The sequence below is a fragment of the Wolbachia endosymbiont (group B) of Dolichovespula media genome (genome assembly GCF_947179505.1).
Taxonomy (GTDB): Bacteria; Pseudomonadota; Alphaproteobacteria; order Rickettsiales; family Anaplasmataceae; genus Wolbachia.
Map to the genome: position 1 here is coordinate 117,874 of NZ_CAMXBR010000001.1, position 13,618 is coordinate 131,491.

13 protein-coding genes, 1 other RNA gene and 1 pseudogene are annotated in these 13,618 nt (G+C 34.2%); 3 read left to right on the forward strand and 12 right to left on the reverse strand.

All coding sequences use genetic code 11. From position 1 onward, the window contains the following. Positions 1–44 precede the first annotated feature (44 nt). Positions 45–755: a class II aldolase/adducin family protein gene (locus OM967_RS00585; protein ID WP_250120391.1), complete on the forward strand. Its 711-nt coding sequence runs from the start codon at positions 45–47 to the stop codon at positions 753–755. A 176-nt stretch (positions 756–931) separates the two neighbouring features. Here OM967_RS00585 and OM967_RS00590 read toward each other — a convergent pair whose 3' ends face one another. Continuing rightward, the gene (locus OM967_RS00590; protein ID WP_211908024.1) at positions 932–1,579 is read right to left on the reverse strand and encodes a heme exporter protein CcmB; all 648 of its coding nucleotides are present in this window, start codon (positions 1,577–1,579) and stop codon (positions 932–934) included. A gap of 108 nt (positions 1,580–1,687) precedes the next feature. On the opposite strand from OM967_RS00590, the gene OM967_RS00595 reads away from it, so the two are divergent. After that, positions 1,688–2,065, forward strand: coding sequence for a TraR/DksA family transcriptional regulator (locus OM967_RS00595; RefSeq protein ID WP_007302671.1), 378 nt, complete (start codon positions 1,688–1,690; stop codon positions 2,063–2,065). A 6-nt stretch (positions 2,066–2,071) separates the two neighbouring features. Here the strand turns inward: OM967_RS00595 and OM967_RS00600 are convergent. The 8 genes and pseudogenes from OM967_RS00600 to OM967_RS00635 form a co-directional block, all read right to left on the reverse strand. After that, a pseudogene (locus OM967_RS00600) lies at positions 2,072–2,398 on the reverse strand (IS5-like element ISWpi1 family transposase); the annotation flags it as partial. Positions 2,399–2,666: 268 nt separating this feature from the next. Continuing rightward, on the reverse strand, positions 2,667–3,716 hold the full coding sequence (locus tag OM967_RS00605) for an ankyrin repeat domain-containing protein (RefSeq protein WP_370107311.1): 1,050 nt from the start codon (positions 3,714–3,716) through the stop codon (positions 2,667–2,669). A 250-nt stretch (positions 3,717–3,966) separates the two neighbouring features. Further along, on the reverse strand, positions 3,967–5,247 hold the full coding sequence (ispG, locus tag OM967_RS00610) for a flavodoxin-dependent (E)-4-hydroxy-3-methylbut-2-enyl-diphosphate synthase (protein WP_264337345.1): 1,281 nt from the start codon (positions 5,245–5,247) through the stop codon (positions 3,967–3,969). 16 nt (positions 5,248–5,263) lie between these two features. Then, a complete protein-coding gene (locus OM967_RS00615; RefSeq protein WP_211908020.1) occupies positions 5,264–5,890 on the reverse strand; it encodes a TRP75-related protein in 627 nt (208 codons plus the stop codon). Positions 5,891–6,066: 176 nt separating this feature from the next. Next, positions 6,067–6,615 (reverse strand): hypothetical protein, encoded by a 549-nt coding sequence (locus OM967_RS00620; RefSeq protein ID WP_250120393.1) that lies wholly within the window; start codon positions 6,613–6,615, stop codon positions 6,067–6,069. A gap of 119 nt (positions 6,616–6,734) precedes the next feature. Next, positions 6,735–8,843, reverse strand: coding sequence for an FtsK/SpoIIIE family DNA translocase (locus OM967_RS00625; protein ID WP_264337346.1), 2,109 nt, complete (start codon positions 8,841–8,843; stop codon positions 6,735–6,737). Then, the gene (locus OM967_RS00630; protein WP_250120395.1) at positions 8,844–9,122 is read right to left on the reverse strand and encodes a YggT family protein; all 279 of its coding nucleotides are present in this window, start codon (positions 9,120–9,122) and stop codon (positions 8,844–8,846) included. Between the two features lie 48 nt (positions 9,123–9,170). Beyond that, positions 9,171–9,983 carry a hypothetical protein gene (locus tag OM967_RS00635; protein ID WP_264337347.1) on the reverse strand — a complete coding sequence of 271 codons (813 nt, stop codon included), beginning with the start codon at positions 9,981–9,983 and terminating at the stop codon, positions 9,171–9,173. Positions 9,984–10,501: 518 nt separating this feature from the next. Between OM967_RS00635 and ltrA the strand changes: the two genes are divergently transcribed. After that, positions 10,502–11,815, forward strand: coding sequence for a group II intron reverse transcriptase/maturase (gene ltrA, locus OM967_RS00640; protein WP_264337348.1), 1,314 nt, complete (start codon positions 10,502–10,504; stop codon positions 11,813–11,815). A 91-nt stretch (positions 11,816–11,906) separates the two neighbouring features. Here ltrA and OM967_RS00645 read toward each other — a convergent pair whose 3' ends face one another. From OM967_RS00645 to ssrA, 3 genes are all read right to left on the reverse strand, one after another. Next, complete coding sequence (locus OM967_RS00645; RefSeq protein WP_264337349.1) at positions 11,907–12,287, reverse strand: hypothetical protein; 381 nt, start codon at positions 12,285–12,287, stop codon at positions 11,907–11,909. A gap of 513 nt (positions 12,288–12,800) precedes the next feature. Continuing rightward, positions 12,801–13,229, reverse strand: coding sequence for a ClpXP protease specificity-enhancing factor SspB (locus tag OM967_RS00650; protein WP_250120397.1), 429 nt, complete (start codon positions 13,227–13,229; stop codon positions 12,801–12,803). Positions 13,230–13,245: 16 nt separating this feature from the next. Continuing rightward, positions 13,246–13,581, reverse strand: a transfer-messenger RNA (tmRNA) gene (gene ssrA, locus OM967_RS00655). Positions 13,582–13,618 lie beyond the last annotated feature (37 nt).

Genomic DNA, 13,618 nt, shown 5'->3' on the forward strand with positions numbered 1-13,618 from the left:
CTTTTTTTTACGTATAAATCTTTAGAAAATTTTAGTCAAGAGCTATGTTATTAACAAATAGTGAGTTGAAAAGAGACCTAGTTAACGCCTATCAAATTTTATCTTATCTTAAATTAGATGATCATACGTATACTCATCTCTCTGTACGTTCTGAAGATAAAAAATCATTTTATGTTTATCCTTTTGGTATACGTTTTTATGAAGTAGATGAAAGTTCATTGATGAAAGTATCGTTTGATGGGAATATAATTGAAGGCAAAGAATATCAATATAATAAAACTGGCTATGTAATCCATGGCTTCATTTATCAAGCAAGGAAAGATATTCAAGCAATTTTTCATCTACATACACCTTCTATTGTAGCAGTTTCTTCTCTCAAGGATGGATTACTCCCAATAAGTCAGTGGGCGCTGCACTTTTATAATAAGTTATCTTACCATGATTATAATTCCCTGGCACTTGATGATACAGAAGGAAAAAGATTAATAGCTGATTTGAAAGAAAATTTTGTGATGTTAATGCACAATCATGGATCTATAACATGTGGTCAGACTATACAAGAAGCAATGTTTTATACGTATCACTTAGAACAAGCTTGTAAAACTCAATGCCTGACGCTAGCAATGAATAGGGAGTTGTCAATTCCAAGTGAAGAAATTTGCTCAAAAGCCGTAAAGGATCTTCTGTCTTTCGAAAGCAATCTTGGTGAGAGAGATTGGCACGCATGGGTTAGGTTGATTAAAGGTAAGTTATAAAAGTTTCTGACTCTTCGATAGATATTAGATTTCTTGCATAACCAGCCAGTCTGAAATCCAATAATGGTTTCACACGCTGTAACTCTTCAATTCATGTAAGAAGTTTAATGTCTCCATCTCTACTTAAGTTAACACCCTTAACTAAGCAGATACAAGTAAATAACTAGTAAGTTTTTTCAATCCTGCTCCACAGCAAATTTTAATGCTATGTGAGTAGTTATAGTGCTGTTAACAATTAAAATGACAAAAATTAAGATGGTGATTAGTAGTGTATAAATATTCAAGGATAAATTTTCAAATTGAGTTAGCAATTTGAAATATACAAAAGTTGGCATTATCATTGGCAAAACAAGAATTTGCGACACTCCTGATGCTAAGTTATTTCGACCAATCATCAATGCATTTCCAGTAGCTGAAATATTAATGATTATCAGCGTATTAAATAATAAAGACACTCCAACTGCTATTGAATGTTCAATATTATTGCCTAGAATTGCAAAGCTGAACATGAAAGAAATCACTGAAATCGGTAACCCAAATAACAACCAGTGAGCGAAGATTTTATAAGCAACTATCAGCCTAGAAGAGAGTGGCTGTAAAAAGATTTGCTCTAATATTCCATCATGATAATCAGATGTAAATAAATTATTTGTAGAGATCTGCAAAACAAATGTAGCACATATCCATGTTAATGTTAATATGATTTCTTGTTTACTGTTGTTTTCAAGTGTATATGAAGATAAACTTAACATTATAATAAAAATACATACTATATAAGTAAGATTATTATCATTTATTACTAATTTTTTTACCAAACTAATCATACCAGGATTTTAAATGTTTATTATAAATTATAGTGTTTACTTTGAGGGTAGTATAATTTTTTGTGTTTACAAGTTATATAAGTTTTAATATATTTTATTGATAATGCTATGGAAAAATTAATAAAAATAAAGTTACCGGAAGATTACGTTCCTTCAGAAAATGAAGAATATATGAACGTAAAACAACTGGAATACTTTAGCTTAAAGTTACAATCAATACTCTCTGAACTGGAGAAACAAGATCTAGAAGATAGTAGTATTTATTCTGATAGTGAAAATGGAGAATTAATTAAGCGCCGAAAAGATAGAAAAGAAAAAATTAAGGAGGCGTTGGAAAAAATAAAATTAGGCATTTATGGTTACTGCGATGGAACGGGAGAAGAAATAGGAGTCGAAAGACTTAAAGCTAATCCGCTTGCTATGTATTGTATTGAAGAACAAGAGAGAATAGAAAAAGAAAAGAACGTGTATAACATTAATGATTAGAACTTGTCAGGGAATTGATAAACTCAAGCATATTTCTCTCCTTAACATAACTCTACTCATAGCCAGATATATGAAATTTTCAGTGAGTAAATCTTATTCTTTCGATAGTCTTCTATTCCTAAAGCAAAAGTCCTTTCTACAACCCACCTTCTTGGCTGTACTTTAAATCCCTCATTGGTAGTAGCTAAGGCGGTGTGTCTTTGTTGACTTAGAACCTACATGAAGGCCTTTTGACAATCTCAATATCCATACCATATTCTTCCTTTATATGATTTTTTAAATCTTCTCCTTGGTATCCCATCACATTTTTTTAACTATAGTATATTTTTTTCTTACTTTCCTGTATGATACTCTGGAATAGCTTTCTATTCTTGTCCATTCCCTTTGACTTAGGTCTGCTGGATGCTTTTTTCTCATCTTTACCCAGTACTAAAACTTTAGGTATTATAGCCTTTTACTAGTCCCTGGACAAGCTCTAGCTTCGGTAAACTCAGTAGAAGGTTCTTTTGCAAAAAATGCAGCATGTACAGCATTTTTAATAAAAAAACATGCAGCAAGTGCAAATATTGCTGTCGGTACATAGCGCAAAGGAGAAGCTATACTAAAAAGTAGCAGAAGCGACGATTAAGCAACAACAAGTCAGTATTGCTTGATCACGTAGATAACGTCTATCAACTCCACCGTATTCAGCCATCAACCCTTTAACTTTATCATTGCTACCGTATGGCAGAGTAAGCGTTTTAATCAAATTCATTACACCATTATTAGTGAAATATGGAGCACACTCTATAACTCTGGAGCCATTAACCTTCTGATTAGGATCTGCACCATACTTTAGAAGCAACTCTAAATATTTTTCGCGTTTATCGTTGTCACAATTGATTGCTTGATATAATGGACCTCGACCATTTTCATCTAACATATTAGGATTAGCACCATATTTCAAAAGTATTTCCATAGTATGATCATCATCACACAAAAACGCTTCAAACAACGGATTTTTACCATTTCTATCTACCATATTAGGGTCAGCACCATATTGTAACAATAACTCTACAATTCTGCTGTCGTTGAGAACCATATAATAGCATAACGAAGCTTCATTATTATTGAGTAGCCTTATGTTAGGGTCAGCAACATTTTCTAAAAGAAGTCTCAAAATACTATAATCTCTTGAATTTTTGGCTTGCATTAAATCAATAGATAATGGAAAGTAAATACAAATAAGTTCTTCATTGATGTAATCACCAAATCTTCCATCTTTACTGCTTTTGAATTTGGAAAAAAGCTTTTCAAGAAACTTTATATCCTGATTATATAGAGCTCTATATAAGTAAAACCTCAAATCTCCAGGTGAATTAATTTCATTTAAATTTTCGTCAGTTAGATTTTTAACCCCTTCTATATTTTCCTTAGTGAGAAATTCATATGCAGTACCTAGCTTTTTAAATTTCTCCTCATTTTGTTTCTTTACAGCTTCTGAATGTTTATCAGGATGATATTTCAAGGCTAATTTTCTATACGCTGATTTAATTTCTTGTTCACTGGGCACATCGCTTGATTCAAAACCTAATATTTTTAAAGCTTCCTTTCTACTTACAATAAATTCCCCACTGAAATATGTTAAATTAAACGTAACCCAAAATTTCAAAAAGTAAAGCTTTTATGTCAAATTGCATCTATTTCATAACTGTACAAATATTGTAGATCAGGAAACTTCAGTCCTTGATACTGGAATAACATCTCTATACTACTCCGGGCCAATCTAAATATTAAGAAATTTACCATATAAAAAAAAGGCAGAAGAAACCCTATTATCTATTTTTTAAATTTACGTTCTTTATTGTCTCATTTGACGTTCACTAAACAGAATGTAGTCTAAGTACAAACTTGTGAAAGGCTTATGTGTAATGCTTCTCCACATAATCACTAATAATTTCCTTAAATTCTTCAAAAATATTATCACCTTGTAAAGTTTTGAAATATTTGCCGTCTTTGTAGACTGCTGAAACAGGTTTTTCTCCATACCCAGGCAGGCTGATCCCCAGATTTGCATGTTTGCTCTCTCCAGGACCATTTACTATGCATCCCATAACAGCAACTTTCATATACTCTACACCAGGATTATTTTTCTTCCATACCGGCATATGAGTTTTTATGTAGCCATTTACTTCCTTAGTTAATATACGAAAACGATCGCTACTTGTGCGTCCACAACCAGGACATGAACTCACCTGAGGGTTAAAGTAGCGCAAACCTATAGACTGCAGTATTTCCTGACATACTACCACCTCATTAGTGCGTGATTCACCAGGGCGCTGAGTTAAAGAAGCCCGGATAGTGTCTCCAATACCATTTTGCAATAAATAAGTAAGCCCTGCTGTGGTATTTACTACGCCTTTGTTACCCATACCAGCTTCGGTTAAACCCAAATGCAGCGCATAATTGGAAGATTTTGCAAGTGCCGTATAAACTAAAATTAAATCCTGCACTCTACTGACTTTACATGAAATGATTATTTTCTCTGCATTAAGGCCAATCTTTTCAGCTTTTTTTGCACTACCAAGAGCAGACATTACAAGCGTCTTACGTAATATAACATCAGAAGTTTTTGGATTACTAGACAAGGAGTTTTCATCCATTAATTTTTGTGAAAGGTACTTATCAAGACTACCCCAATTTACTCCAATTCTGACAGGAAGATCATGCGTTATTGCATACTCTATAATTTTTTCAAATTTTTCATCACGTTTATCACCAAAGCCTATATTACCTGGATTTATCCTAATTTTACCCAGAATTTTAATGTTGTCTGGATAATCCTGAATCAGCCTGTAGAGCTCATATTGTCCACAGCCTACTAATATCTTACCATCAAAGCCTTCTTTATTTATTTCCTCTACTATATAAGGTATTGTTTTTGCTACTTCCTCTGAGTTCAAAGCAATTCGCACCAACTCTGAACCTGCATGCGCTAGTTCTATTACTTCTTTTGCATATTTCTGAGCACTGCTTTTTATGTTGTCAGAATCTATATGTGCACCAAGTGCCATGGATTGAACAACTATAGGATTATTTCCACCTATCTTCACTTGTCCAACTTTTACAGCATGAGTTTTATGCCTGGAAACCAGCGATGACTCATATGCATCATCACTCAATGTCAGGTCTCTATCTAGCATATTATTAATCGTGACACTATTTTACTGTGTCAACTACACTGCCAAATGAACTTGAACCATTTAAACTATGCTGTGGTGTTCTATTTAGGTCAGTAATAGAATCATGAGAGCACGTTCTTCTTGATGGACTTTCTTTTATAGTAACATTTATAGGGGAAACTTTTTTTTCTCGTGTTGAAGTAACATTTTTCCCTTTTTGTTGTTCACTTTTATGCTGCTTACTTTCATACTGAGAAACTGGCTCTTGATCTATAAATACAGCACCCTTTAAACGTGCAAGATTAATACCATGCTGATTGATCATAGCATCCTCTTCATCTTCAACTATGCAAGCTCCCACGTTGTTTGGCTCATTATCAAGGCTAGCAATTTTTTTTTCTTTTAATTTTTTGATTAGATCTTCTTTATTTATGTTAGCATTAATTTGACCTTGTAACTTTTTTTTCTTAAGGAGCGCCCTACGCTTTTCGTATAATTTATACGACTCAGCAAAATCCTCATCTACATGAAAATTTGCACCACCAGGGTTACCAGGAGGTATGTACCTTTTACTGAGCTTCACTTTAGACTTAGCTTCAGCGTTATGTATAGCAAAGAACCCAAAAATTAATATAAATAAAATCTTAGAAAAGAACTTGAACATACTATAATGAATATCGTACCTTAGAAGATAACAATTAACGAGCTTTAAGTAAATCAGAATCTCTACCAACTTTATAATACAAACATCTTTCTAAAAAATTTACTACCAAAACCTACATAATCTAAAGGAAATTTAAGGTGTTACAAATTTTACGTAACACCCTTTCAAAAAGAGCATTACACTCTTCCTTGCTGTAAGTTATTCTTCAGTTTTTCGGTATCATTCACATTATTAAACTTTCCGCTTGGCATATCTTGAGACAAGTCGTTTTTCTTCTCTTTATCAAGCTTAACTCCCTGATAGATACAGAATGCAACAAAACTAGTTACAGCTATTGCAGCAACAGCACTGACTATGGCACAAGTTAATATTGCTTGTTCTTGTCCCCCTACCATGTCTGCAAATGTTTCTACTTTTTCTTCTAAGCCTGTAAATTTTTCTTGCAAGCCGCTTAAGTGCTCTTGCATAGCTTGAAACTGCTCAGTACCAATCTTGTCTTCTAATGCACCAAAAACTTTTTCAAACTGCTCAACATCTATCTTTTGAGCTTCTTGCCACTCTTTTAATGCACTAAATACCTCTTCAAACTGTTTAGCATCAATATTTTGAGCTTCTTGCCATTTTTTTAATTCACCAAAAACTTTTTCAAACTTCTCAGCATCTATCTTTTGACTTTCTTGCAATTCTGTTATACCTAACCAATTGCGGAAAATTCCTTTTACCATTTTAACCCCCTAGCTAATTAATATATTATAATTTTACATTCCCAATGTTTAAATTATTATTAAATTAACTATCATTATACATTGATCTTAAAATAACTTTCCTTGGTTTAAGTTAGCAATTATTCTACCAATATCTCTCTCTTTCCTGAGTAACTCGGAGCACTGACAATACCTTCTTTCTCCATTCTTTCAACAATATTTGCAGCTCTGTTATAGCCTATTCTAAGTTGCCTTTGAATGTAACTAGTTGAAACCTTTTGATCTCTCTGAATGATGGCCACTGCTTGCTTGTATAGATCGTTCTCTTCATCTTCTGTTTCACCTTCTGATTCCGCGAAAGAATTTTCATCTTCTTGAGTGATTTCCTCCATGTAGTTTGGCTCACCTTGCGTTTTTAGATGATCAGCTATATTTTGCACCTCATCATCACTTACAAATGGACCGTGAACTCGAATAATCTTACCACCAGAGGCCATATAAAGCATATCACCCATACCGAGCAATTGTTCAGCCCCTTGTTCACCAAGTATTGTACGGCTATCTATCTTAGAAGTAACAGCAAAACTAATTCTCGTTGGAAAGTTTGCTTTTATCACACCTGTTATCACATCTACAGATGGGCGTTGTGTTGCCATTATGATGTGTATCCCTGCAGCACGAGCCATCTGAGCTAAACGTTGAATAGAGCATTCTATATCTTTGCCAGCAACAAGCATTAAATCTGCCATTTCATCTACAATCACCACAATATACGGAAATGTCTCCATTTTAATCGGTATTTTTTCAAACAAAGGTTTACCAGTTGTTGAGTTAAAGCCAATCTGTACAACACGTTCCAATTCTATTCCGCTATTCATCGCTTCTGTAATTTTTTGATTATAGTTTATTACATTCCGCACATTTAAATATGACATCATACGATAGCGATTTTCCATCTCTTTCACGCTCCACTTAAGAGCAATAACAGCTTTTTTTGGCTCTGTTACCACTGGTGTTATTAGATGCGGTATTGCATCATATATTGAAAGCTCAAGCATTTTTGGATCGATCATTATCATCTTGCATTCATCAGGACTTAGTCGATAAACAAGCGACAGAATCATCGTGTTAATTGCAACCGACTTACCTGACCCTGTAGTTCCGGCAACAAGCAAGTGGGGCATTTTAGTCAGATCTGCAATAACTGGTTTTCCGCTTATTTCCTTGCCAAGCGCAATTGGAAGATTTAAGTTTGCATTTTGGTATTCTGGCGATTCAAGTAAATCACGCAGCATCACAATCTCTCGCTCCTTGTTTGGCAATTCTATTCCCATGGCATTTTGTCCACGAATTATTGAAATACGTGCAGAAAGTGCACTCATTGAACGTGCAATATCATCTGCAAGACCAATCACTCTTGCAGATTTTGTACCTGCTTGTGGTTCAAGTTTGTATAAAGTCACAACCGGTCCATAACATACACTTATAATTTTTCCTTGCACGCCAAAATCACTCAGCACCTGTTCGAGCAGAGATAAATTCTTATTGCTCTCTAATGCATTCAACTGTTTTCTCTGCATAGATTCTTCCACTTTAGAAAGTAAGTGAATGCTTGGAAACTCAAACTCGCTAGAAGGTGGTTTAAAAATCTCTTCGGTAGCTTTCTTCTGTCTTTCTTTTGGTTGTTGTCTAATGGTTCTATATTTTCCCTCTATTACTAATGGTGCTATTGAATAATCAGTAGTTTTACGTAACCTGAAAAACAGAACCTTTGTAAAAAGGGAAAATATTTTTTTACATAGGAAAAGCAAAGAATAAACCGTTCTCTTCCAACCAATCAATCCTACAATACCTATTGATACTACTACTGTGAATATGTAAAACGGGCAGTGGCTAATTAAAGTATTGCCGACTATTCCACTGTGCATGTACCTAGTAGTGATACCGAGCGAAAGTTGCTCTAATGTAGCACATATTCCTAAATTGATTAATATTAAATAGAGAATTTTCAGCAGCCTTTTTGATATCAAAAAGTAAACTATGGTTGTAGCTATTGTAATACTAGCGAGTCCAAAAAATTGAACTAATATATCAGCTAAATATGAACCTACTATTCCACCTAAATTTGTTACTTCCTCATTTGTAGATGTATTTAAGGATGGATCTTTATAATTATAGCTAAAAACCGATATATATATATACATTAAGAATAACAGGTATATCGCTGATTTTAGCTGTTTTTTTAACATCTACTTAAAGTAATAAGTAATTGTATATTTTACAAAGTGAATTGCTATTATCAATATCATCACGGATAAATCTAATCCATTGAATGGTTGTATATACCTTCTGATAACCTTTAGTGGAGGATAAGTGAGTCTGTTTAAAGTTTGCATTATGCTGCTTACAATCTCATTATACATGTTAACCACATTCAATTTAACCAACAAATCGAGAACAACTGAGCATATTAGAATGAAGCTGTAAAGATCTAGTAGCAGGTTAAGTAAGTATATGATTGGATGCATATTACTAATTTATACTAAAACCTATTATGTGTAGTGATAGATATAAAATCAAGCCCCACAATAATAAATAGGTGCAAACAATAACTGATTAGTCTGTTTATCAACAGAGATGTCCACTATTTGCTGCCTTGGATTCCCTCTACTGTAAAATTCTTCAACTTCCTGCAGCACCAATGTTACATCTCGAAGCAAAATTAATGTGTCACAGCTATGTGGAACTTGCTCTCTAAAATATCCACTGGCTGAATAATACCAGATGGCAAGGTTTATCAAATCAAGCACATCATTTAGTTCTAATTGCGCAATGCCTGTTTTAGAACAAAAACCAACCACTCCAATATTAGCGTCAAAAAATATGTACCTACTATTTTCTCCCTTATATATTAGCATAGCATGCCCATCTTTACTGAGCTTTTCATCTTTATAATAATAACTGCGGCGGCAGCTAAACATTATATAATGCTCTGATTTTGTGTTATCTAATGCATGCTCAAGTTGCTCTTGAGAAATGGAAGCTTGTTTTTTTGTTTTAGGATCAAAGAAAAATTTTTGTTTATTTAGCAAGATGTTGTCAGAGAAAACAAATTTTTTACTCTTTTTAGCATCATAAAAACATAAAATAGGTAAGCACTCCGATAGAACTAGTATCAAATGTAACTGCCGTTCTTTTTCTTCCTTGCCATTAAGGTAATCTATAATATCTTGCTCGGTTATTTCGTTATTTAGTCTATTAAAAAAGCTTAAAAAGTCTTCTCTACTTTCTAGCTTCATAGAAACAATTAAGTTACTTAATGGGTTACATAATCCGTTTCTAGGATTAAAGCCTAGAATTTTTTTATACCATCCACTCAATGTTGGCATATTCCCTATGGCTGTGGAAATATGTGTGCGCCAAGAAGTGCGTAAGGAACAGTTGGTGAAAATCCAACACGGGTAAAGCTTAGCCAGCAACCTGGAACAAACCATTATGCTGCGTAAGGTAACGAGCGTAGTAAAGCTAATGGAATGGACAACATAGGGTGCAACGAAAGTGAAGGTATTGAGTCCCGTAATTCACGCGTCATGGGGGCCGACACTTTACATTTGGTGGAAGGCAACATGGGTAATAACGCTAAGGAAAGATATTACTCACCCCATCGGGATCGAAGGCCGCGTCATGTGTTGAGATGGACCTTACGTGAACTTGGGAGATCCTTTGTATTCCTGTAAGGGTACTCTGGAACAAGTCAATAAAGGCAAGGACTGGAGGAAGATGCAAAGGAAGTCGGACTAACTGATAGTACTCGGAGTGTGGGAAAGCCACATACAAGGGGAAGCGGTTAGCAATATAGTGACTGGTATAGGGATTGCTATACCAATACAACAGAGATTGGAGGAGTATGCAAGGAAAACTAAACCAGATAGCAGTAAGGGCTAAGCAAGATAAGCGAGTAAAATTTACATCGCTAGTTCATTTGATTAATGAAGAGAATCTTGCAGAGTGTTACAAGGAACTAAAACGCAACAAGGCTTGCGGTATAGATCGTGTGACAGTGGAAGCTTATGGAGAAAATCTAGAAGAGAAACTTAGAACGCTAGTGGATAGTATGAAGAGAAAGCAATACCGACCGCAACCAGTGAAAAGGGTATACATACCCAAAATTGGAAGCAAGGAAAAACGCGGTCTCGGAATACCATCAACAGAAGAAAAGTTGGTACAGGTAATGCTAAAGAAGATATTAGAAAATATTTATGAAGCAAACTTTATGGACAGCTCGTATGGATTTCGACCAGGAAGAAATTGTCATCAGGCGATAAACGCTCTAGATAAAGCAGTTATGCACAAACCAATTAACTATATTGTAGAAGTGGATATCAAGAAGTTCTTTGATAATGTTCAACATAAATGGCTAATGAATTGTCTAAGGGAACGAATAGCTGACCCAAATTTATTGTGGTTAATAAAACGATTTCTAAAGGCAGGAATAGTCGAAGTTGGATGTTACAAAGCAACCGATCAAGGCACACCACAAGGTGGTATAGTAAGCCCTGTATTAGCTAATATATACTTACACTATGTGCTGGACTTATGGTTTGAAAAGAAATTTAAGCCAAAAGCCAGAGGATATATACAGCTAATAAGGTTTTGCGACGATTTTGTAGTTGGCTGCGAGAGGGAAGAAGACGCAAAAGAATTTCTAGAATTACTGAAACAAAGACTAAGTAAATTTGGATTGGAAATAGCTGAAAATAAAACAAAAATAGTAAAGTTTGGTAAGAAAGAATGGTATCAAGCAGAAAGAGAGAAACGTAGGACGGCTAGCTTCAACTTTCTAGGATTTACACATTATTGTGGAAAAAGTCGTAATGGTAAACTTATGATGAAGCAGAAAACTTCAAAAATAAGCCTAGCTAGAAAGATTAAAGAAATCAAAGAGTGGTTGAAGATGGTACGAAGTCGTATCTGTCTCAAAGATTGGTGGCAGAAACTTAAAGCCAAACTAACAGGACACTATAGCTACTTCGGAGTTAGCGGAAATTATCGGTGTTTGATTCAATTCAATCGACTGGCAACAAAGTTAGCATTTAAGTGGATAAACCGACGTAGTCAAAAGAAAAGTATCGATTGGGAACAATTTATACACTATTTAAAAGTAAATCCATTACCAAAACCAAAGGTATATGTTTCTTTATACACAGGAGCACTAGTGTGAACGCTGTATTGTGGAGCCGTGTGCGGGAAATCCGCAAGCACGGTTCTTTTGGGGAGACTATGGTTATGAGACCAAATCGCTGATTTCAAGGTCATAAGTCTCTACCAGACCGATTTAATTTGAACATGATACCATCTTCTCTCTTAAATTTTTGTGTATACTCTTCATAAGCCAACTTTACCTGAGTATATGATATTATTTCTGTGTAGTGATATTTCCCTTTGCTGTCTTTATAAATTCCTTTTATATTACAAGCAATGCTATTCTCTATATCTTGCGTGATAACAAAGTCTTCAGTTTCAATAGTTTGGTTTAAAAATTCTGCAATATCTCTTTTTGAGAAAGTTCGATCAAAAGTTTTTCCATTATCATTTTTGAAAAAGACTCTGACCTTGTCTTCCTTAAGAAGATGAATTTTTGATATTTGCGATCCACAAATATCGTTGACGTACTCTTTTATATATGTTGACATTACTGCTACCTAATATTTTAATAATATACTAAGTATGACATAAAATATTAAAATTTTAAAGATTTTTATTAAAATTTAACAAGATATTGTAATCTTTGATTCCACGTGGATAAAAAACTTATTGATAAGTTAACGGAGAGATGTATACAATATAAGTATCTGTTCAGCAGAGTGGCAAAATAAGATAGATAAGACAATCACAGAAATAGACGTTATCATGCCAGTGCTTGATACCTTTGTGTTTGAGGCAAAATCTGCTATAATATTTAACACACTGCTTTCACAAACGAATGTTCATACAATTCTGTGTCTGAGCACTGAGATAACGCCATTACAAAGGAACCAGCATCAGCTACTTGCATAACAAGAAAGAAAGCACTGGTTTAAATATTTGCACATTAGCCATACACCTGAATGGATATCTATATGACAAGATAAGTATTCAGAACCATTTTCCTTATTTTAATTACCCATTACTTAATGAGATCACTTCTTTTAATTGATATTATAAAACTACTTATCGTAAAGTTGATCTATAGATATAATACTACCATTTGATGACTTTTCAGCACATTTCTCACTTTCATATTCTTTATCAGAATCAACGCTAAATACTAAAGTATCTCCTGAAATTTTATCATGAAACTCACTAATAGCAAAAAACGGTACAGTGACTTGTTCTTGTTTTCCACGAAAGCTCAAACTGACACTAAACTTATCCTCAAAAACTTTTAGACTATAAAATTGGTGCTGTAATATAATAAGCATTTGAGTAGGATATGATTCTTTCAAGTAGTCTGGTATGGCAACACCATTAAATCGAGTAAAAAACAGTATCTCTAAGTGAGGAGTAAAAACATTATCTAATATAGTATCTAGAGCCTTTTTGATAACTTGAAATTTAGCATGACTAAGCGACTTCTGATAATCTGTTTTATCCATATAACCCTTACATGTTTGGGGAAACTTCTGTTACCCGGCGTTCCCTAAACCGTGCTTATAGCAATGAAGTTATAGTGCCTAAATTAAGCAGCTAATGCAACATTGTCTTCAGCAGCAAAGTTATCGTTTGCATCTAAATTGTGAACTCTTAGCGGTGGTATCTAACCGAGCAAAGCTACCATCTTTACTATGCATGTCGATCCTTACTCGCCCCCGTATCAATCAAAAAATATGGTGGAGGCGCCGAGTACTGCCCTCGGGTCCAATACACCTATTACAAGGTAATTTTATTGCCATAGTACAAAAAATGCACATCTTTATTATACAGTAGTATTGAATAAATGTCAAGTTGTTGAACGTAAAATCGGTTGTAAGCTAAAAAATTAATA

Excerpts from the sequence above, each read along its gene's own strand:
- OM967_RS00590 (WP_211908024.1), bottom strand. The coding sequence starts at position 1,579 with ATGATTAGTTTGGTAAAAAAATTAGTAATAAATGATAATAATCTTACT.
- OM967_RS00625 (WP_264337346.1), bottom strand. The coding sequence starts at position 8,843 with ATGTTAAAAAAACAGCTAAAATCAGCGATATACCTGTTATTCTTAATG.
- OM967_RS00615 (WP_211908020.1), bottom strand. The coding sequence starts at position 5,890 with ATGTTCAAGTTCTTTTCTAAGATTTTATTTATATTAATTTTTGGGTTC.
- OM967_RS00650 (WP_250120397.1), bottom strand. The coding sequence starts at position 13,229 with ATGGATAAAACAGATTATCAGAAGTCGCTTAGTCATGCTAAATTTCAA.
- OM967_RS00635 (WP_264337347.1), bottom strand. The coding sequence starts at position 9,983 with ATGCCAACATTGAGTGGATGGTATAAAAAAATTCTAGGCTTTAATCCT.
- OM967_RS00595 (WP_007302671.1), top strand. The coding sequence starts at position 1,688 with ATGGAAAAATTAATAAAAATAAAGTTACCGGAAGATTACGTTCCTTCA.
- OM967_RS00630 (WP_250120395.1), bottom strand. The coding sequence starts at position 9,122 with ATGCATCCAATCATATACTTACTTAACCTGCTACTAGATCTTTACAGC.
- OM967_RS00645 (WP_264337349.1), bottom strand. The coding sequence starts at position 12,287 with ATGTCAACATATATAAAAGAGTACGTCAACGATATTTGTGGATCGCAA.
- OM967_RS00620 (WP_250120393.1), bottom strand. The coding sequence starts at position 6,615 with ATGGTAAAAGGAATTTTCCGCAATTGGTTAGGTATAACAGAATTGCAA.
- OM967_RS00585 (WP_250120391.1), top strand. The coding sequence starts at position 45 with ATGTTATTAACAAATAGTGAGTTGAAAAGAGACCTAGTTAACGCCTAT.
- ltrA (WP_264337348.1), top strand. The coding sequence starts at position 10,502 with ATGCAAGGAAAACTAAACCAGATAGCAGTAAGGGCTAAGCAAGATAAG.
- ispG (WP_264337345.1), bottom strand. The coding sequence starts at position 5,247 with ATGCTAGATAGAGACCTGACATTGAGTGATGATGCATATGAGTCATCG.